A 20,495-nucleotide genomic window follows, 5' to 3' on the forward strand; every position below is an offset into this window, starting at 1 on the left:
ACACGGTACGAAGCCCGCGCGGCGCCGCGCTCGCGGGATACGGCCTTACAGCTCGGTGTTGATGATGGCCTCCACCAGCACCTCGCCGTCGTCGGTGAGGGTCACGGCGTCGGCGTCCATCGTGAGCAGCCCGCGTTCCCGCAGCGAGGTGAACTTGGCGAGCCACGGCTCGTCGAACAACGACCGCCCGAAGCGGGCGCGGTGCAGGTCGTCGCGCACCGGCTGCAACGTGGACAGCGCCATCTTCACGCTCCTGGCCTCCTGCGCCTCCTCGGTGAACCGGGTCGCCGATCCGAGCGGCACGCGGCCGGCGTCCACGGCCTCCGCGTAGGACTTCCACTGCACGTCGGTGATCGCCTCCGAGGCGCGGCAGCTGGAGCTGCCGCCCAGGCCGATCGCGACCTCGGCCTCCTGGCGGTCCTGGTCGACCATGATGGACTTCCACTTCTCCGGGCCGAGGCCGTCGCGTGCGAAGTACATCGTGGGGTGCTCGGTGTAGCCGGCGGCGCGCAGCCCGTCGGTGAGCACCTCGCGCATCCGGTACTGCTCGGCCAAGGTCGGCCAGAAGTGGCCGTTCTGCACCAGCTTGTCGCGGTAGGCGGGCAGCTGCCACGGCGCCGGCTGCTCACCGGCGACACCGGTGCGGGTGTCCGAGTAGGACTTCAGGTGCAGCTTGGTGCAGACGACGGCGGTGATCTCCTCCTCCAGCACGACGTCGAGGTCGCGCCGCACGCTGTCGACGGTCTGGTCGAGCAGCCCGTACATCAGGTCGATGCTGATCCACTCGAACCCGGCGCTCTTCGCGTTGCGCACGAAGTCGACGCACATCTGCGAGGTGTGCTCGCGGCCGCACTCGCGCAGCACCGGGTCGTCGAACGACTGCACGCCGCTGGACAGCTTGGTGCAGCCCAGCTCCCGCAACGCCGCCAGCTTCTCCGGCGTGAACGTGCTGGGGTCGCCCTCGAACCGGATGGTGGTGTCGTCGGTGAAGCCGAAGTTGTCCCGGTAGAAGTCGAGCAGCCGGCGGATCTGGTCGAGCGGCAGCAACGAGGGCGTGCCGCCGAAGACGTTGAACTCGCCGACCGGCGCCTTGGCCAGCTCGGGCACGCGGGCGAGCCACAGCTGGGCCTCGCGGATGTTCCAGTCCACCCACCTCGTCAGCTTCTCCGTCGCGTTCGCGCCCTTGACGAGCACGACGGGGTACTGGCAGAAGCGGCACTTGTAGGCGCACGTGGGGATGTAGGACCACAGGTGGATGGGTGCGGTGCCGACGAGCTGGTCGCTGAGGTCGTCGAGGAAGCCGTCGACCGGATAGCCGGGGACGTTGCCGGGGAAGACGTGCGCCCCGAACGGGTCCTCGGTGACGTACTCCAGCAGGTGGGCGTTGGCGGGGTCCTGCAACGAACGCCAGACCCTCGGTTCGCGGTCCATCAGAACACTCCTCCGTTGCCGAAGTAGTTGTGCGCCTCGCCGGACTCGCGGTCCTCGCAGTAGTACTTCACGAACTCCGCGAACCGCTCTTGCGGCACGTCGGCGAAGCACTCCGGCAGCGGCGGCGGGTAGCCGATGTCCTCCCCCACCGCCGCGCGCAGCCGTTCGAAGAGCTCGTCGCGGAACTCCAGGTAGAGCCGGTAGGAGGGCGTCTTGTAGGAGTGGATCGGGGTGAGGTCGACGACCCGCATCTCGTCTTTGATCTCGGCGATCCGCCGGCCCAGGCGCTCGGCCAGGTCGGCGCCGAAGAACGCCACCACCGCGTCGTCGTCGAGGAACGACGGGGTGAGCAGCACGGGCAGGATGGTGTTCTTCGGCGTGAAGTCCTTGATGGAGAACTCCCACGCCTGCAGCGCTTCCTCCTCGGTGAGGTCCGCGGTCTGCGCCTCGGTGTCGGGGCGGATGTCGCGCATGACGATGATGCCGTCGGACCCGTAGGCGCGACCGGTGATGACCTCGTCGATGGCGTGGTTGACCCGGCGCGGGTTGATCTCGACCTTCGACAGCGGCGCGTAGGTGATGTCGAAGCCGGAGCCGCGGACCTTGATGCCGAAGTCCCAGTCGTCGGAGAGGTGGTTCACGAACCGGCCGTTGTGCAGCTGGTAGCAGATCTCGATGCCGCCGACGCGTTCGTAGGCCTCGCGTTCGACGGCAAAGCCCTTGCCGTCGGGGAAGCCGCCGAACAACGCGAACGTGACCGCGCGGCACCGCAGGGTGCGCTGGATGGCGTCCCACAACCGCGGCCGGCCGGCGAAGTGATCGGCGTTGTAGTAGTAGTCGCACACGCCGATCGCGGCCTTGTCGTCCTCCATGGCGGCGAACAGCTCGGCGAGCCACCGGCGGTCGACGCGGCAGTCGGCGTCGGCGGAGACCAGGTAGAACCGCTCGCCGGGGTCCTTGCGGGCACGGCTGCGCTGGGCCGCGTAGTCCATGCCCGCCTTGCGCGCGCACGCCACGCCCTGTTCGGGTTCGGAGATCACGTGCAGCGCGAGGCCGGGGTGGTCGGCGGCGAAGCGGTGGGCGATGGCGACCGTGTCGTCGGTGGAGTTGTTGTCCACCAGCACGATCTCGTACCGGTCGCGCTCGATGCCCTCCTGGTCGTGCAGGCTGGTGAGGACGGCGTCGAGGTTGGCCGCCTCGTTGTAGACGGGCAGGACGACGCTGAGCCGCACGTCCTCCCCCATGGCCGGCGGGAACAGCCGGTCGACCAGTTCGTTCGCCGCGGTCCTGCTGTGCAGGCCGAGCTCCTGGTTGTGCGCCACCACTTCCGCCCTCCTCTCCGCGTTGGTCATCAGCTCGTGGACGTCTCTTGCGAACTCCGGTGTCGGCAGGTCGTGGGCCAGGACGTCCAGCACCGGCGCCCGAAATCCCGGGTAGACGGTGTCGTACAACGCGTACCGGCTGGTCAGGTACGGCACGCCGGCCGCGACCGCCTCGCTGATCGGGTTGCCGTAGCTCTCGTAGTCGTACGAGGTCAGGAACGACACGATGTCGGCGTGCGCCAGCAGGTCTCGCACGGAGAACGCGTCGCCGGCCGACTCGGCCTGGGCGAGGGTGCCGCCGAAGACCACGCGCCGGGTCAGGCCGAGCTCGTCGGCGAGCGCGCGCAGCTTCACGGTCTCGGCGGGGTGCTCACCGGTGTCGCCGGCGATGAACAGGTGCACGTCGTCGGGCAGCAGTCGGAGCAGGTGCAGGTCCCTGTCGATGCGCTTCTGCGGGATGATCCGGGTGAACCGGGCGATCAGCCGGACGTCGTCGGGGATGCCGTGGTGGCGCTTGAAGTCCGCGCGGCCCGCGCGGTGCGGCGGGCTGAAGGTGTTGGGCAGGACGTCGATGTTGCGCAGGTGCGGCTGCCACTCCAGGGTGCGGCGCAGGGCTTCCTCGTGCAGCGCGAAGTAGTGGATGTGCGGTGAGTCGCGCATCGGCGGCGTGCCCGGGAAAGGGAACGTGCCGTACTTGCCGGGTTCGCTCTGCCACATCATGTCGTGGTCGCGCCAGAACACGAAGCGGCCCAGCGCGTGCCGGGCGCCGTAGCGTTCGATCGCCTGGTGGAGGGCGGTCGTGTAGGCGACGTTCTCGGGCAGGGTGCCGTTCTCGACCATCACCGTCGTGACGCCGCGGTCCTCCCAGGTCTGCTCGATCCGCCGGGCGATCCGGTCCGCGACCTCCCGCACGTAGGGAGTCTCGTCGCGCTGCACCGCCTCCAGGGTGGCGGTGACGAACGCCTGGTCGTAGCCGCTGACCTCGTCCAGGCCGTCGACGCGGTCGAGCGTGATCCAGTCCGGTACCTGTTCGTCCTGGTAGGGGCGGAAGAACGGGCCCTTGTCCGCCTTGATGTCGTAGCCGAGGTCGAGGTGGACCCGGTGACCACGTCCGGCGAACAGCGCGGCGGTCTTGACGAACTCGACCACCACGCCCGACATCGCCGTGGCGTCGAAGGACACTCCCCACAAGACGGCCATGCGCACCCGCTCCTGGTCGAAACCCCATCCACGACCGAACCTAATCCGAAAGCGCTCTCCGGACAGATCGCCGTCTCAGCAGGGGACGTGGGGAAAGGGGTTTCACCACAGATCCGGCACGGGGCGTGACGCGTACCGGCGGTTAACACCCGCTCGGCCCAATCTCACCACAGGTCCGGTAACGCTCCGCTGCCGCCGTGGTGCACGGCGACGTCTGCCGGCCGAACGTGCTGGTGCGCCGGAGAGCTGGACGAGGAGGCCGCAGCCGCGGTAAACCGCGACTACGGCCTCGTTCCCGACCCCTCGGGCTCTACTGGGTACCGCTTGCCCTAACCCTGTTCGTACGGGGTGCGTTCGCCGGCTTCGACCTTGAACGGCAGGTGGTTGCCGGCGGGCGGCAGCGGGCAGGTGGCGTAGGCCGTGAACGCGCACGGCAGGTTCACGGCCCGGTTGAAGTCGAGCACGACCTTGCCGTCGACCGGCTTGACCGAGATCTCCCGGTTCGCCGCGTAGGTGGTGACGCCGCTGGTCTCGTCGGTGAACAGGATGGTGATGCCACCGTCCTTGCCGTTGAACGCCGTCAGCGTGTGCTCGGCGCCGTCGTGCGTGAACCGCACACGCCCTGGTGCCTCGTACACGTGGCTGAGCCCTTCCACGACCGCACCGACCGTCGTCGGCACAGGGGTGTCGAACGGCTCGAAGACGCCTTCGAGCACCCACGCCTCGTCGGGCTCGTACGCCGGCACGCCGCGGAAGCTGCTGAGCACCTCGGCCTTCGGGTCGTGGACGCGCACCAGGTAGCCGCCGCGCCGGGCGATCTCGATGTCCACGTCACCCGCCCGGACGCGCGTGCCGGGGCCGCTCTGGACCAGTTTGAAGCTCGTGGGTTCGGTGATCGGCACGCCGTCGTGCGTGACCTCGGCACCTTGCGGGTCGAAGTGCGCCTCGTCGTCGTCCTGCCACCACAGCCCCGGTATGCCGTCATAGGCGCGAGGCTTGGTCTCCAGCCAGTCGAGTGACACCAGCGCCAGCCATCCGTAGGGATCGGCCAGGCCGCGTTCCCGTTCCGTCTTCCACGTCTGCCAGTTTTCCGCGAAGCCGCTCATGTCATTGCGAACGATCCGCTCGCGCAGCGCCTTCCCCGTCTCAGCTGCTGAGAAGCCGTTCGTCGCTCGACCGGGTCAACGCCTGCGAAAATCTATGAAAAAGTTTGCAGGATTACGCCTGCTTCTCAAGTAATCCTCCTGGCGACTTGCGGAAAACTTTTGCAACGACTTTCCTGGATCGCTGACACCGCACCCACGGAAGGCAAGGACATGTCCCAGGACTGGTGGCGACACGCCGTCATCTACCAGGTCTACGTGCGCAGCTTCGCCGACTCGAACGGCGACGGCGTCGGTGACCTGCCCGGCATCCGCTCACGCCTGCCCTACCTCCGCGACCTGGGCGTCGACGCGGTGTGGATCACGCCGTTCTACGCCTCGCCGATGGCCGACGGCGGTTACGACGTGGCCGACTACCGCGCGGTGGACCCGTCGTTCGGCGGGCTCGACGACGTGCGGTCGCTGGTCGAGGACGCCCACGGGCTCGGCATCCGCGTGATCGTCGACATCGTGCCGAACCACAGCTCCGACCGGCACGAGTGGTTCCAGGAGGCGCTGGCCGGCCGCAACCGGGAGCGGTACGTCTTCCGCGAGGGCGTCGGCGACCAGCCGCCCAACGACTGGGAGTCGGTGTTCGGCGGCCCGGCGTGGACGCGCGTGGCCGACGGGTCCTGGTACCTGCACCTGTTCGCGCCCGAGCAGCCGGACCTCAACTGGGACCTGCCGGAGGTGCGCGAGGAGTTCCTGTCGGTGCTGCGGTTCTGGCTGGACCTCGGCGTCGACGGGTTCCGGGTCGACGTGGCGCACGGCATGGTCAAGGCGGCCGGGCTGCCCGACATCGGGCACACCGACCAGCTGAAGCTGCTGGGCACCGAGCCGCTGCCGTTCTTCGACCAGGACGGTGTGCACGACATCCACCGCGAGTGGCGCAAGGTGGTGGACTCCTACCCCGGCGACCGCGTGCTCGTGGCCGAGGCGTGGACGCCGTCCGCCGAGCGCACGGCGATGTACCTGCGTCCCGACGAGATGCACCAGGCGTTCAACTTCCACTACCTCACGGCCGAGTGGAGCTCCGGCGCGTTGCGCTCGGTGATCGACTCGTCGCTGGCGGCGGTGGCACCGGTGGGCGCGCCCACCACGTGGGTGCTGTCCAATCACGACGTTCAGCGGCACGTGACGCGGTACGGCGGCGGCGAGACCGGTGTGCGCCGTGCGCGCGCTGCGCTGGCATTGATGCTGGCGCTGCCCGGTTCCGCGTACATCTACCAGGGCGAAGAGCTTGGTCTGCCCGAGGTGCTCGACCTGCCCGACGAGGTGTTGCAGGACCCGATGTGGGAGCGGTCGGGCCACACCGAACGCGGCCGCGACGGCTGCCGGGTGCCGCTGCCGTGGTCGGCGTCGGGCCCGTCGCTCGGGTTCGGCACCGGCGGCTCGTGGCTGCCGCAGCCCGCGGACTGGGCGAAGCTGAGCGTCGAGGTCCAGGCCGCCGACCAGGACTCGATGTTGTCGTTCTACCGCACCGCTTTGCGCGTGCGCCGCGACCACCCGGCGCTGGGCGCCGGAGACGGCGTGACGTGGGTGGACGGGCCCGTGGACGTCCTGTGGTTCACGCGCACGCGCGAGGACCGGCGGGTGTCGTGCGTGGTGAACCTGTCCGGTGAGGTCGTCGCCCTGCCCGACCCCGGCGCCGTGCTGCTGGCCTCGTCGTACTACGGGGTGCGCGACGGCTCGCTGCTGCTCCCGCCGGACACCGCGATCTGGTTCTGACCAGCCGGATTTCCCGGTTCACCGAAAATTGTCAGACCCCCTGAGTACGGTCCAGGACATCAACTCCGGATTGGACTCAGGGGGTACGGCGTGCGCAGGTGGGAGCTCGTCTCCGGTGGCTCGGCGAAGTTCTGGGAGGTGGAGCTGACCGGGTCGGCGGTGACCGTCCGCTTCGGACGCCTCGGCGCCGCCGGGCAGACCCAGACCAAGGAGCTCGCCTCGGCGGAGGCAGCCGCGGCGCACGTCGCGAAGCTGGTGGCGGAGAAGGAGAAGAAGGGCTACCGCTCCACGTCGGCTGCCTCTCCCAAGGCCGTGCAGCCCGGTGCCGCACCGTCGACGTCCAGCCGGCCCGCAGCCACTACAGCGCACACCACCGGCCATTTGACGGCCACTGCGCCTCTCGGCCGGCCTGCCGCACAGCCCGCGGCTGCCACCCCCGCTCCGTCCCAGCCGAGCACCGCCCCCACCTCCACGCCTCCTTCCCCACCGCCCGTGGTGGACGAGGACACCTGGAGGATGCCGAAGGCGTGGCTGCGCGAGGCCATCCGCCAGCGCGGTTTCGACCCGGCGCCCGAGTTCACCCTCGACCCCGAGCTCGCCGCCACCGCCCGCGCCCGCGCCGCGGACCAGGTCGCCACCTCCGACCGCCTCCTCGCCGCCGAGGACTCCCACCCCGACCTGGTCGAGGCCACCCGCCAGCACCTCGCCGGCCGGCACAACCCCGTCGGTGCCGCCTGCGTGGCCGCCATGACGGCCAAGGACGTGGCGACGGTGCACCACTGGATCGCCGACCACGGGCTCGCGTTCGCGGTGGAGGCCGTGGTCGAGAGCCTCGGCATCCAGGCCGGCAGCAAGTGGCTGCCCCAGCGGAGCGCGCCCAGCGAGCCGCACCTGTACCGCTACGGTGCCGCTGTCCACCCGCGGGTGGACAGCACGACGGGCCGGATGCTGACGGCGACCCGGTACGCGCTCGCCGTGGCCGACGACGCGGAGCGCGCGGAGGCCGAAGCCGTCCTGGAGCGGTTGAGCACCCCCGACACGGAGTTGGTGCGGGCCTATCTGGTGACGTGGCGGGCCGACTGGTTCGACCGGGCGTGCCGGGCGCAGTCCGGGGCGAGCTGGTGGATGACGATCTGCAGCGCCAGCACGCTCGACGAGGTCGACCGTTCGCACGCGTCGCTGAACACGGGGACGACGGTCCTGTACACGGCGGTGTACGTGCTCGGACCGGCGGTCGCGCCGCTGCTCGCCGCCGACCTCGACAGCACCTACCAGCGGTCGGACCGGCGCAAGCAGGCGTTGAGGGTGTTGCAGCAGCTGCCGTGCGACGAGGCGTTCACGGCCCTGCTCGACCGGCTGGACACCAAGTACGTGCGGCCCGCGCTGCTGGCGGCGATGGCGGCGTTCCCGCGGCGGGCGGCCCGGCTGCTGGGTGAGCGGGCGGGCAGCGACGCGGCCGTGCGGCAGCTGCTGACCGCGCACCTCATGTCGCACCCGTACGTCGAGGCTCCCGAGGGGTTCACCCCCGTCGAGACCGACCAGGTGCCGGAGGCGCCGGCCGAGGCGTTGCCCGCGGTGCTGGCCGCACCGCCGTGGCTGCACCGCAAGCCGCCGGTGAAGCCGGTCGTCGTGGCGGCCCTGCCGGTGCCAGGGCCGTCGGTGGTGTGGGCGCCGGGTGAACGCTCGGAGTGGCTCCGCGAGGGCTACTGGACCACCTACCAGACCTGGCAGGAACTCCTGGTGGAGTTCCACGAGCGCAAGATCGCCTACCGCGCGCGGAACCTGTTCGCGCTGGCGCCCGAGGAGGTGGTGCGCCCGCTGCTGGCCGACTGGAACCCGAACACGGGCTGGGGTGCCGAGCTCACCGGCAAGATGCTGGCCGCCCGGTTCGAGCTGGACGCGCTGCCGCCGCTGCTGCGGATGGCCGAGGCGAACTCGAACAACGCCGTGGTCCTGCTGCCGTTCGCCACGCCCGAGGTCGCGGCGCTGATGGCGGACTGGTTCGTGCGGCTCAAGCAGGTCCGCAAGGTCGCCCTGGAGTGGCTGGCCCGGCACCGCGAGACGGCCGTGCGCCTGCTCGTCCCCGCAGCGCTCGGCAAGCCCGGCGCCGACCGCCGCGCCGCCGAGGCGGCGCTCCGCCAGCTGCAGAACACGGGCGTGGACGTCGTGGCCGCCGCGCCCAAGGCGGCGGCGGAGGGTCTGCGCGCCCTGCTGTCCGTCGACCCGGTCGACGTGCTGCCCGCGAAGCTGCCGGCCATCGGCGAGTGGGCCGACACCCGGCTGCTGCCGCAGGTGCTGCTGCGCGACCGCAAGCAGGCCCTGTCCGCGCAGGCGGCGAGCCACCTGCTGATGACGGCCGCGCTGTCCAAGCCCGGCGACGTCTACGCGGGCCTGCTGCTCGCCCGCGAACAGCTAGACCGCGACTCGCTGGCGGAGTTCGCGTGGACGGTCTTCCAGCGCTGGCTGGAGATCGGTGCCCCGTCGAAGGAGGGCTGGGCGCTGACCGCGCTCGGCTGGTTCGGCGACGACAGCACGGTGCGCGCGCTCGCGCCGTTGATCCGCGCCTGGCCCGGCGAGAGCCAGCACACCAGGGCCGTGACGGGTCTGGACGTCCTCGCCGACATCGGCACCGAGGTGGCGCTGTCGCACCTGAACAGCATCGCGGAGAAGGTCAAGTTCAAGGCCCTCAAGACCCGCGCGCAGGAGAAGGTCTCGCAGATCGCCGCCGAGCTGGGCCTGTCCCGCGACCAGCTGGCCGACCGCCTGGTGCCGCGCCTGGGCCTCGACGACGAGGCCTCGCTGGTGATCGACTACGGCCCGCGCCAGTTCCGCGTCGGCTTCGACGAACAGCTCAAGCCCTACGTGCTGGACCCGGACGGCAAGCGCCGCAAGGAGCTTCCCAAACCCGGCGCGAAGGACGACCAGGACCTCGCCCCGCTGGAGCACAAGCGCTACGCGGGGTTGAAGAAGGACGTCCGCACGATCGCGGCCGACCAGATCCACCGCCTCGAACGCGCCATGGTCGACCAGCGCACCTGGACCGCCGCGGAGTTCCAGACGGTGCTCGCCGCGCACCCGCTGCTGTGGCACATCGTCCGCCGGCTGGTGTGGCTCACCGACGAGGGCCTGTCGTTCCGCCTCGCAGAGGACCGCACCCTGGCCGACTCCGGCGACGACGAGGTCACCCTCCCCGAGACCGCGACCGTCCGCGTGGCGCACCCGGTGCAGCTGCGCGACTCGGCGGACGCGTGGGGCGAGGTGTTCGCCGACTACGAGATCCTCCAGCCGTTCCCCCAGCTCGGCCGCCCGCTGCACGTCCTGCCCGAGGGCGAGGACCTCCTGCCGCACCTGAAGAAGTACAGCGACGTGCCGTACCCGGTGGGCAAGATCCTCGGCCTGACGAAGAGGGGCTGGGTCCGCGGCGAACCCCAGGACGCCGGCGTCGAGTGCTGGATCACCCGCCCCCTCCCCGCAGGCGGCGCCCTGGTGGCGTCGCTCGACCCCGGCATCGCGGTCGGCGCGGTCGACGTCTTCCCCGAGGTCAAGTTCGACGACCTCTGGTACTCCCCCGACGGCCGGGGCTACTGGTCCGCCCAGCAGAATGCCTCGACCGCGGTCGAGGTCGACGCGATCACGACCTCCGAGCTGCTGTCCGAACTGGAGTCCCTGCAGTCGTGAACACGAACCAGAGGAGCACCGCGGTGCGCAGGTGGGAGCTGGTCTCCGGCAGCTCGGCGAAGTTCTGGGAGGTCGACCAGAACGGCACGGAGGTGACCGTCCGCTTCGGACGGATCGGCACGGCCGGCCAGACCCAGGTCAAGGAGCTCGCCGACGAGGCGAAGGCCACGGCCCACGTCGCGAAGCTGGTGGCGGAGAAGGAGAAGAAGGGCTACGCCGCCGTCGGCACGATGGCAGCCACGGCGCCCACGGGCGGCACGGCACCTGCACTCGGCACGGCACCGACAGTCGGCACGGCACCGGCTTCCAGCGGCTCGGCCCAGTCCAGCGCTGCGCAGCCCGCAGGCGCACAGCCTGGCGCTGCCCAGCCCACCAACGCTCAGCCCGCTGCGGCCCAGCCCACCGCGACCCAACCCGGCGCCGCCCAACCCAGCGCTGCCCAACCCAGCGCTGCCCAGCCCGCAACCACCCCGTCCTCCACCACTTCCACCCTGTCGGCCTCGCCCACCCCACAACCGGCCGCCTCCACCTCCTCCCTCTCCGACGCTCCGACCGGCGCCCCAACCAACACCCCGACCGACACCCCACCTCCCGCCGTCGACGAGGACGTTTGGGAGATGCCCAAGGCCTGGGCCCGCACCGTGATCCGGCAGCGCGGCCTGGACCCGGCCCCGGAGTTCACCCTCGACGCCGCCCTCGCAGCCAAGGCCCGCCGGCAGTTCGCCGACAACGCCGAGCTGATCGACCGCGCACTGGCCGGTGCGGCCCCCGACCTCGTCGAGGCGACCCGCCGGCACCTCGCCGGCCGGCCCAGTCCCCTGGGTGCGGCGGCGGTCGCGACCATCACTTCGTCCGGTCAGCCGGTGGTGCACGCGTGGATCGCCGACCACGGCGCGGCGTTCGCCGCCGAGGCGGTCGTCGAGTTCATGGGACTGACGTTCTCCGACGAGTGGAACGCCAGGAAGGCGGCCTGGGGCAAGGCCTGCCTGCACCGGGTGACCGACGGTTTCCACGCGGCGGCCGACACCGCCGAGGCCAAGATGCTCATCGCCGTGCGGTACGCGCTCGCGGTCGCGGACGACGCGGAACGGGCCGCCGCCGAGACCGCCCTGGAGGAGATGGGCGCGACGGGCCGGGTGAAGGAGCTGCGATCGTTCCTGGTGCCGGAGCGGTCCGACTGGTTCGCCGAGGTCTGCGCGCTGCCGCACACGTCGAGCAAGTGGTGGATGCTGCCGTGCACGGCGCGCAGCTACGAGGACTTCGTGCGTGCCGAGGCGTCGCTGACCAACTCGGCGTTCGTGCTGTACACGGCGGCCTACGTGCTGGGGCCGGCCATCGCACCGTTGCTGGCGCAGGAGCTCGACGAGGAGTACGGCTGGGCGGACGGCCGCAAGCAGGCGGTGAAGGTGCTCGCGGTGCTGCCGACCGATGAGGCGTTCACGGTCCTGCTCGACCGGTTGACCGCGAAGTACGTGCGTCCCGCTGTGCTGTCGGCGATGGCGGCGTTCCCGCGGCGGGCGGCCCGGCTGCTGGGGGAACGGGCCGGACGCGACGACGAGATGCGCCGGCTGCTGACCGCTCACCTGATGTCGCACCCCGAGCTGGAGGTGCCGGCCGAGGTCCTGGCGGTGATCGCGGAGCACGAGGTGGACGTGTGGCCGGAGGCCGAACCCGGTCAGCTGCCGCCGCTGCTGGCGGCGCCGCCGTGGCTGGACCGCAGGCCGGCGCCGAAGCCCGTGGTGCTGACCGGCCTGCCGCTGCCGGCGCCGTCGGTGCGGTGGGAGGACGGTGAACGCGACCAGTGGCTGGAGTCCGGCCGCGAGTGGATCACCGCCCACCACAGCTGGCGCAAGCTGCTCAAGGACTTCAAGAGCGGCAACATCGGCTACTACGACAACGACCTGTTCCTGGCGGCGCCCGAGAACGAGGTGCGGCCGCTGCTGGCGCAGTGGACTCCGAAATACACCTACAGCGTCGAGGAGTGGGGCAAGCGGATCGCCGCGCGGTTCGAGCTGGACGCGGTGCCGCCGTTGACACTGCTCGCGCAGTCCACTCCGGGTGCCGGTGGCGTGGTGCTGGTGCCGTTCGCCACGGCCGAGGTGGCGGTGGTGATGGCCGGGTGGTTCGCGCGGACCAAGCAGCCCCGGCGCTGGGGGCTCGCGTGGCTCGCCCGGCACCGCGAGCAGGCCGCCCGGCTGCTCATCCCGGTGGCCGCGGGCAAGGCCGGTACCGCCCGCCGTGACGCCGAGGCGGCCCTGCGGCACCTGCACGGACTCGGGGTCGACGTGGCGGGACTCGCCGCGGAGTGCGGTGCGCAGGCGGCGGTCGACGCCGTGCTGTCGGTCGACCCGGTGGACGTGCTGCCCGCGAAGCTGCCGGCCATCGGCGAGTGGGCCGACACCCGGCTGCTGCCGCAGGTGCTGCTGCGCGACCGCAAGCACGCGCTGTCCCCGCAGGCGGCGAGCCACCTGCTGATGACCGCCGCGCTGTCCAAGCCCGGTGAGGTCTACGCCGGGCTGCCGGTCGCGCGTGAGGCGCTCGATCCCGCGTCGCTGGCCACGTTCGCGTGGGCGGTGTTCGAGCAGTGGCACCGGTCGGGTTCGTCCAAGGAGAGCTGGGCGCTGCACGCGCTGGGCTGGTTCGGCGACGACACGACGGTGCGCGCGCTGTCGCCGTTGATCCGCGCCTGGCCGGGTGCCAGCCAGCACGCCAGGGCGGTCGCCGGTCTCGACGTGCTCGCCGACATCGGCACCGAGGTGGCGCTGTCGCACCTGAACAGCATCGCCGAGAAGGTGCCGTTCAAGGGCCTCAAGACGCGGGCGCAGGAGAAGGTCTCGCAGATCGCCGCAGAGCTGGGGCTCTCGCGGGAACAGCTCGCGGACCGGCTGGTGCCGCGCCTGGGCCTGGACGACGCGGCCTCGCTGGTGATCGACTACGGCCCGCGCCAGTTCCGCGTCGGCTTCGACGAACAGCTCAAGCCCTACGTGCTGGACCCGGACGGCAAGCGCCGCAAGGACCTGCCCAAACCGGGTGCCAAGGACGACCAGGACCTCGCCCCGGTGGAGCACAAGCGGTTCTCGGCGTTGAAGAAGGACGTCCGCACCGTCGCCTCCGACCAGATCCAGCGGCTGGAGCGGGCGATGGTCGACCAGCGCACGTGGACGGCCGAGGAGTTCCAGACGGTGCTCGCCGCGCACCCGCTGCTGTGGCACATCGTCCGCCGGCTGGTGTGGCTCACCGACTCGGGGCTGTCGTTCCGCCTCGCCGAGGACCGCACGCTCGCCGACTCGAACGACGACGAGGTGGCGCTGCCCGCGGACGCGACCGTGCGGGTCGCGCACCCGGTCGCGCTCGGCGACTCGCTGGCGGCGTGGGGCGAGGTGTTCGCCGACTACGAGATCCTGCAGCCGTTCCCGCAGCTCGGCCGGCCGCGGCACGTCCTGCCGGCCGGTGAGGACCTGTTGCCCCGCTTGAAGAAGTACTGCAACACGCCACACCCGATCGGCAAGGTCCTCGGGCTGACGAAGAAGGGCTGGGTCCGCGGCGAGCCGCAGGACGCCGGCGTCGAGTGCTGGATCACCCGGCCGTTCCCCGGCGGCGGAGCGCTCGTCGCGTCGCTCGACCCCGGCATCGCGGTCGGTGCCGTCGACGTCTTCCCCGAGGTCGGTTTCAGCGACATGTGGTTCTCCCCCAGCGGCCGCGGCACGTGGTCCGCGCCCAAGGACGCACCTCGCTCGTACGAGGTCGACCCGATCACGACCTCCGAGCTCCTCTCCGAACTGGAGTCCCTTCAGCCATGACCAGCACCCAGACGATGCAGCGCCCACCGGCCGAGGTCCGCTACGCCGACGAGCTCGCCCGCCTGCGCGACTCCGACACCGCGCCGAAGCCGCCGGGCTGGGCGCTGAGCCTCGAAGCCGCGCGGCGGTTCGTCGTCGGCGACGAGAAGCGCGGTGTCAGCAAGAAGTTCGTCGGCGACCCGTCGCTCGTGGACCGGGCGCTGGTCACGCTCGCGACCAGCCGCGGGCTGATGCTCGTCGGTGAGCCGGGCACGGCGAAGTCGCTGCTGTCCGAGCTGATCGCGGCGGCGGTGTGCGGCGAGTCAACGCTCACGATCCAGGGCGGCGCGGCGACCACCGAGGACCAGATCAAGTACTCGTGGAACTACGCGCTGCTGGTGGCGGAGGGACCGTCGCCGCGGTCGCTGGTGCCGGCGCCGATGCTGCGGGGCATGGCCGAGGGCAAGGTCGTGCGGTTCGAGGAGATCACCCGCTGCCCGCTCGAGGTGCAGGACTGCATGCTGTCGATGCTGTCGGACCGGGTGATGGCGATCGGGGAGCTGAACGGCCCGGACGGCATGGTGTTCGCGCAGGACGGGTTCAACGTGATCGCCACGGCGAACACGCGCGACCGCGGTGTCAACGAGATGAGCGCGGCGCTCAAGCGGCGGTTCAACTTCGAGACGGTGTTCCCCATCGCGGACTTCGACACCGAGCTGGCGCTGGTCGAGCAGGAGGCCGCGAAGCTGCTCGACCGGTCCGGTGTGCAGCTCGCGCCGAAGCGGGACGTGCTGGAGGTCCTGGTCAGGACGTTCCGGGACCTGCGGGAGGGCAGCGACCGGCTCACCACCGTCATGAGCACGGCGGAGGCGGTGTCGGTGGCCCACGCGGTCGGGCTGCGCGGGTGGTTCCTGCGCGGTGAGCAGGGGTCGGCGGCGGACGTGGTCGAGTGCCTGGCGGGCACGGCGGCCAAGGACAACGCCGAGGACCTGGCCCGGCTGCGGCGGTACCTGGAGCAGCACGCGCCGCGCCGCAAGGGCAAGCAGTGGCAGGAGCTGCACCGCGCCCGGCACCTGCTGCCCGGCTGATGGGGGCCGTGTTCGTCGGCGTCCGGCACCACAGTCCCGCCTGTGCCCGGCTGGTCGCCGCCACCATCTCCGCGCAGCAGCCGGCGTACGTGCTGATCGAGGGCCCCGCGGACTTCAACGACCGCATCGACGAGCTGCTGCTGGGCCACGAGCTGCCGATCGCGTTGTTCAGCTACTCCGACGAGCACGCGTCGTGGGCACCGTTCTGCGACTACTCGCCGGAGTGGGTGGCGATCGCGGAGGCACGCCGCTGCGGGGCGGAGGTCAGGTTCATCGACCTGCCCGCGTGGCACAGGGCGTTCCGCGACGTCAGCAACCGGTACGCCGACGCGGAGCTGCGCTACACCGAGGTGGTCGAGCGGCTGTGCCGGGAGTTCGCGGTCGACAACGTCGACGTGCTGTGGGACCACCTCTTCGAGTCCGTGCAGGACCCGCGGGGGCTCGCCGAGTACTTCGACCTGCTGCGCGGAACGGCCACGGCGGACGAGGGCGACTCGGCGCGCGAGGAGTACATGGCGCGCTGGGTTCGGGCCGCGGTGGGTGAGGCCGGGGACCGGCCGGTCGTCGTGGTCACCGGTGGTTTCCACACGCCCGCGCTCAGGGCGATGCTCGCCGCCTCCCCCGGGGACGACACCGCCGAGTGGCCGGAGGTGCCCGAACGCGAACGGGGCGCCAGCTACCTCGTGCCGTACTCGCACGCGCGGCTGGACGCGTTCACCGGCTACCAGTCGGGCATGCCGTCACCCGGCTACTACCAGCAGGTCTGGGAGCAGGGTGCGCAGCGGGCGGCGGACTGGCTCGTCGAGTCGGTGGCGACGCGGCTGCGGCGCAGGCAGCAGCCGGTGTCGACGGCCGACCTGATCGCCGCGCGCACGCAGGCCGGGGCGCTGGCGCGGTTGCGCGGGCACGAGCAGCTCGCGCGCACGGACGTGCTGGACGGCCTGACCAGTGCGTTGATCTCCGAGGACCTGACGCAGCCACCGCCGTGGTCGCGCCGGGGCACGCTGCAGCCGGGTGCGCACCCGGCGCTGGTCGAGATGCTCGGCGCGCTGCGCGGTGAGCAGGTCGGCCGGCTGCACCCGAGCACGCCGGCGCCGCCGTTGGTCGGCGCGGTGCAGGAGCTGCTGCGCACGCACGGCCTCGACCACGAGGGCACGCTGTCGCTCGACCTCACCGAGCCGCGGTCGCTGGAGCGCAGCCGGGTACTGCACCGCCTGCGGGCGCTGCGGATTCCCGGTTTCCACCGCACCAGCGGGCCGGACCGGGGCGCGGCACCGGTGCTGGAGGAGCAGTGGGTGCTGCGGCCGGCGGAGGAGCGGCTGGCGGCGTTGATCGAGGCCGCCGAGCACGGTGCCACGCTGCCGGAGGCGGCCGGGGCGGTGCTGGAGCGGCGGGCGAGGCACGCCCAGTTGCAGGAGCTGGCCGTGGTCCTGTTCGACGCGGTGCTGTGCGGCATCTCCACGTTGTCGGGCAAGGTCAAGGAGGCGCTGAACGAGGGCGTGCGGGAGACCGGTGACCTCGCGGCGCTGGGCCACGTGCTGAGCGGTGTGCTGGGGCTGTGGCGGCACGACCGGTTGTTCGGCACGGCGAAGGACCCGTTGCTGGGCGCGGTGGTCGACGCCGGCACGACCAGGGTGCTGTGGCTGGTCGAGGGCCTGCACGGCGGGCCGGCCCCGGCCGACCCGGACCGGTTGCGGGCGATGGCGGCGACCAGGGACGCGGTGCTGCACGCGAAGTCCGCGCTGTCGCTCGACATCGCGGACGTGACGGGCGTGGCGACCAGGGTGAGCGAGGACGTGCAGGCGCCACCGGACCTGCGCGGTGCCGCGCTCGGGCTGGCCTGGTCGCTGGGTGCGCAGCCGGACGTGCGCAAGGTCAGGACCGTCACGGCGCTGGGCGACTGGCTCGCCGGGCTGTTCGCGGTGGCGCGCGAGGAGGTGCTCGCGAGCCCTGAGCTGGTCGGTGTGCTGGACGAGCTGGTCAGCGCGATGACCGAGGAGGAGTTCCTGGTGGCGCTGCCCGCGTTGCGGCTTGCCTTCGGCTACTTCCCGCCCAGGGAACGGGAGACGATCGCGGCGACCGTGCTGGAGCACCGCGGGGCCGACGGCGACGCGCGCGCCGTGACCCGGCTCGACACCGACCCGGTGCTCGTGGCGGAGGCGCTGGCGGTGGAACGGCGGGTCGACGGGCTGCTGGTGAAGGGCGGGCTGGCATGACGGACATGGAACGCTGGCGGCTGATCCTCGGTGAGCCCTCCGCGCGCTGCGCCGGGGGTCTGCGGGGCGAGGCGGCACGAAGGGACGCGGCGCTGGAGTGGCTCTACGGGCGTGATCCCGAGCTGGCCCAGCGCGGTGTGCGCAAGGGCGGCAACCAGGACTCGGTCGTGCAGACCGTCGACTGGCTGGACGAGGTGCACGCGCTGTTCCCGAAGGAGACGGTGGAACGGCTGGAACGCGACGCGGTCGAGCGGTACGAGATCACCGACATCGTCACGGACCCCGAGGTGCTGCAACGGATCGAACCCAACGCGGCGTTGCTGCGCGCGGTGCTGCGGACCAAGCACCTGATGAACCCGGCCGTGCTCGCGATGGCCCGCAAGATCGTCGAGGCGGTCGTCCGGCAGCTGGTGGAGAAGCTGAAGACCGAGGTGCGGCAGGCGTTCAGCGGCACGCGGTCGCGGCGGCCGAGCATCCACCGCAACTCGCGCAACTTCGACTTCCGCGCCACGATCAGGGCGAACCTGCAGCGCTACCGGCCCGACGAGCGCAAGCTGTCGATCGAGCACGCGAAGTTCTTCTCCCGCAACCGCAAGCACGTCGAGCAGTGGCAGGTGATCCTGCTGGTGGACCAGTCCGGGTCGATGACCGGCTCGGTGATCCACTCCGCGGTCACCGCGGCCTGCCTGTGGGGTCTGCCGGGGCTGCGCACGCACCTGATCGCGTTCGACACGAACGTGGTGGACCTGACCTCGGACGTGACCGACCCGGTCGAGCTGCTGATGAAGGTGCAGCTCGGCGGTGGCACGGACATCGCCAAGGCCGCCGCGTACGGCGCCGGGCTCGTGGACAGCCCGCGCAGGGCGGTCGTCGCGATCATCAGCGACTTCTACGAGGGCGGCAACCCGGAACGCCTGGTCCGCGTCGTGAAGGACCTGTGCGAGCAGGGCACCCACGTGCTGTGCCTGGCAGCGCTGGACGAGCAGGCGAACCCGGACTACGACCGCGTGCTGGGCCAGCGCCTGGCGAACGCGGGCGCCCACGTCGGCGCGATGACCCCTGGCGAGCTCGCCGAATTCGTTGCGGAGAAACTCAGGTGACCAGACCCGACCTGCTCGCGCTGACCCCGGACGCGCTGGCCGCGCTCGCCAACCGCGGGCTGGTGAAACGCGCGGTCAAGGAGCTCGACGCGGGGGTCGTGCCCGCGCTCGACACCGACCCGGCGGGCACCGTCCAGGGGAAGTTCCCGGACGGCACGACCACGACGCTGCCGCCGAACACCGCGCTCGACGCGGCGCGGTGCAGCTGTGGCGCGGCCGGTGTGTGCCGCCACCGCATCGCGGTGGTGCTCGCCTACCAGCGGACCGGGCCGGCGAGCGCACCGGTCGAGCTGTGGTCGCCGGGCGCGGTGACCGACGAGGACCTGACGGCGTTGATGGGCGAGCGCACCCTGCGCCGCGCCCGCCGGGCGTTCCAGGCCGGGTACCGCGCGAAGCTGCGCCGCCCGACCGCGGAGGACCAGACGGCGCAGGCGGAGCTGCCGACCTGCACGGTGACGTTCCTGGTGCCCGGCGACCTGTCCTACGTCCACACCGACGCCGTCCACCGCGAGGAGGCCACGGCCCTGGCGGTGTGGGCGTTCCGCGCGGCGGACGCCACCGGCGCGGACACCGTGGACGTCGGCGGATCTCCCACCACGGCAACGGATCTGACTGCGGTCACCGACCTGCTCGACCAGCTCCTGCTCGACGGTGCCACGAACGCGAGCGAGGTCCTCGACGCCGCGTGGCACCGCCTGCACCGGGACCTGACCGCCCAGCGCCTGCACTGGCCGGCCGCGGTGATCGCGGACCTGCTCGCCCAGCTCACCGCCTACCGCACCCGCAGCGCCGACTACGCGGCCGAGCAGTTCGCCGCCCTGCTCACCGAGCTGCACGCCCGCACCACCGCGACCGGTCCGCGCGCCGAGGTCCTCGGCTTCGACGAGCCAGCTGAAACCCCGCTGCGCCGCGTCCGCCTGACCGCGCTGGGCGCCCGCCGCCGCACCGAGACCACCGCCGACGTGTACCTCGCCTCGGGTGACGTGGTCCTGGTCCAGCGCGACACCCCGCTGCGCACCGCCGTGCGCCTGGCCGCCTCGAACGTCGTGTCCGAGTCCGCGACCCGCAGCGCCAGCCGCGTGGTGACCCTGAAGACCAGCCGTGTCGCCAAGACGTCCCTCACCCCGGTCGGCACCGCCTGGGACGACCTGCCGCTCGCCCTGGTCGTCACCGACTACCCCGCGACCGCCGCGGCCCTGGCCGACCTGCCACCCCGCCAGGTCCGCGCCCGCGTCGAGGCGGAGCTGGTCCGCGCCCTGCACGTCACCGAGGTGTCGGACGTGGCGTACGACCCGGCCGCGCAACGCCTGACCGCGGCCCTCCACAACCCGACCGGCACTTGCCGCCTGGAGGCCGCTCACCGCGCCGTGGCACCACACGCGCTCGACGCCCTGGCCACCGCCCTGCGCTCCTCGCCGACCACGATCACCGGTTCCGTGCGCCGCCACCGCGGCACCCTGGTGATCGACCCGCTGGCCGTGCACACCGAGTCCGGTGTCGTGGTCCTGGACCTGGCCACCGGCACCGCACCCCAGCAGTTACCGCCGGGTGACACGACCGCGGACGCGCTGACCGCGGCCATCGACAGCGCGCTGACGGTCTCCTCCGAGGCCGCGCACCGCGGCCTCGACCACCTGTCCCCGAGCCTGCTCGCCCGCACCCGCGAGGTCGCCGCCCACCTGCACCGCCTCGGCCTGCGGACGGCGGCGGCACGCCTGACGGCCTTCGCCGACGGGCCGAGCTCGCAGACCTGGGTCGCCGCGCACCTCAGGCTGCTGGTGACGGCCGACGCCCGCTGACCGGCGCCAGGG

The 20,495-nt window shown here is 71.8% G+C and carries 10 protein-coding genes; 7 read left to right on the plus strand and 3 right to left on the minus strand.

All coding sequences use genetic code 11. The annotated features are described in order from the left end of the window. Positions 1-45: 45 nt before the first annotated feature. The 3 genes from ACZ7CD_RS27195 to ACZ7CD_RS27205 all read right to left on the minus strand — a co-directional run bounded on the left by ACZ7CD_RS27195 (position 46) and on the right by ACZ7CD_RS27205 (position 5,059). A complete protein-coding gene (locus tag ACZ7CD_RS27195; protein ID WP_470379984.1) occupies positions 46-1,431 on the minus strand; it encodes a radical SAM protein in 1,386 nt (461 codons plus the stop codon). Further along, positions 1,431-3,953, minus strand: a complete 2,523-nt coding sequence (locus ACZ7CD_RS27200) for a glycosyltransferase (protein ID WP_470379985.1) — start codon at positions 3,951-3,953, stop codon at positions 1,431-1,433. Before ACZ7CD_RS27200 ends, ACZ7CD_RS27195 begins: the two co-directional genes overlap by 1 nt. Before the next feature lie 329 nt (positions 3,954-4,282). Beyond that, positions 4,283-5,059: a DUF1684 domain-containing protein gene (locus ACZ7CD_RS27205; protein ID WP_470379986.1), complete on the minus strand. Its 777-nt coding sequence runs from the start codon at positions 5,057-5,059 to the stop codon at positions 4,283-4,285. A 210-nt stretch (positions 5,060-5,269) separates the two neighbouring features. On the opposite strand from ACZ7CD_RS27205, the gene ACZ7CD_RS27210 reads away from it, so the two are divergent. The 7 genes from ACZ7CD_RS27210 (at position 5,270) to ACZ7CD_RS27240 (ending at position 20,483) form a co-directional block, all read left to right on the plus strand. Then, positions 5,270-6,823 (plus strand): glycoside hydrolase family 13 protein, encoded by a 1,554-nt coding sequence (locus ACZ7CD_RS27210; RefSeq protein WP_470379987.1) that lies wholly within the window; start codon positions 5,270-5,272, stop codon positions 6,821-6,823. Between the two features lie 90 nt (positions 6,824-6,913). Then, a complete protein-coding gene (locus ACZ7CD_RS27215; protein ID WP_470379988.1) occupies positions 6,914-10,501 on the plus strand; it encodes a DUF4132 domain-containing protein in 3,588 nt (1,195 codons plus the stop codon). Beyond that, the gene (locus ACZ7CD_RS27220; protein ID WP_470379989.1) at positions 10,498-14,301 is read left to right on the plus strand and encodes a WGR and DUF4132 domain-containing protein; all 3,804 of its coding nucleotides are present in this window, start codon (positions 10,498-10,500) and stop codon (positions 14,299-14,301) included. Before ACZ7CD_RS27215 ends, ACZ7CD_RS27220 begins: the two co-directional genes overlap by 4 nt. Further along, positions 14,298-15,368, plus strand: coding sequence for an ATP-binding protein (locus ACZ7CD_RS27225; protein WP_360392849.1), 1,071 nt, complete (start codon positions 14,298-14,300; stop codon positions 15,366-15,368). Before ACZ7CD_RS27220 ends, ACZ7CD_RS27225 begins: the two co-directional genes overlap by 4 nt. Next, the gene (locus tag ACZ7CD_RS27230; RefSeq protein ID WP_470379990.1) at positions 15,368-17,584 is read left to right on the plus strand and encodes a DUF5682 family protein; all 2,217 of its coding nucleotides are present in this window, start codon (positions 15,368-15,370) and stop codon (positions 17,582-17,584) included. Before ACZ7CD_RS27225 ends, ACZ7CD_RS27230 begins: the two co-directional genes overlap by 1 nt. Beyond that, the gene (locus tag ACZ7CD_RS27235) at positions 17,581-18,684 is read left to right on the plus strand and encodes a VWA domain-containing protein (RefSeq protein ID WP_470379991.1); all 1,104 of its coding nucleotides are present in this window, start codon (positions 17,581-17,583) and stop codon (positions 18,682-18,684) included. Before ACZ7CD_RS27230 ends, ACZ7CD_RS27235 begins: the two co-directional genes overlap by 4 nt. Beyond that, a complete protein-coding gene (locus tag ACZ7CD_RS27240) occupies positions 18,681-20,483 on the plus strand; it encodes an SWIM zinc finger family protein (RefSeq protein ID WP_470379992.1) in 1,803 nt (600 codons plus the stop codon). Before ACZ7CD_RS27235 ends, ACZ7CD_RS27240 begins: the two co-directional genes overlap by 4 nt. Positions 20,484-20,495 lie beyond the last annotated feature (12 nt).

It is taken from the genome of Lentzea sp. NPDC036949, assembly GCF_055608075.1.

Excerpts from the sequence above, each read along its gene's own strand:
- ACZ7CD_RS27225 (WP_360392849.1), top strand. The coding sequence starts at position 14,298 with ATGACCAGCACCCAGACGATGCAGCGCCCACCGGCCGAGGTCCGCTAC.
- ACZ7CD_RS27235 (WP_470379991.1), top strand. The coding sequence starts at position 17,581 with ATGACGGACATGGAACGCTGGCGGCTGATCCTCGGTGAGCCCTCCGCG.
- ACZ7CD_RS27210 (WP_470379987.1), top strand. The coding sequence starts at position 5,270 with ATGTCCCAGGACTGGTGGCGACACGCCGTCATCTACCAGGTCTACGTG.
- ACZ7CD_RS27195 (WP_470379984.1), bottom strand. The coding sequence starts at position 1,431 with ATGGACCGCGAACCGAGGGTCTGGCGTTCGTTGCAGGACCCCGCCAAC.
- ACZ7CD_RS27230 (WP_470379990.1), top strand. The coding sequence starts at position 15,368 with ATGGGGGCCGTGTTCGTCGGCGTCCGGCACCACAGTCCCGCCTGTGCC.
- ACZ7CD_RS27200 (WP_470379985.1), bottom strand. The coding sequence starts at position 3,953 with ATGGCCGTCTTGTGGGGAGTGTCCTTCGACGCCACGGCGATGTCGGGC.
- ACZ7CD_RS27205 (WP_470379986.1), bottom strand. The coding sequence starts at position 5,059 with ATGAGCGGCTTCGCGGAAAACTGGCAGACGTGGAAGACGGAACGGGAA.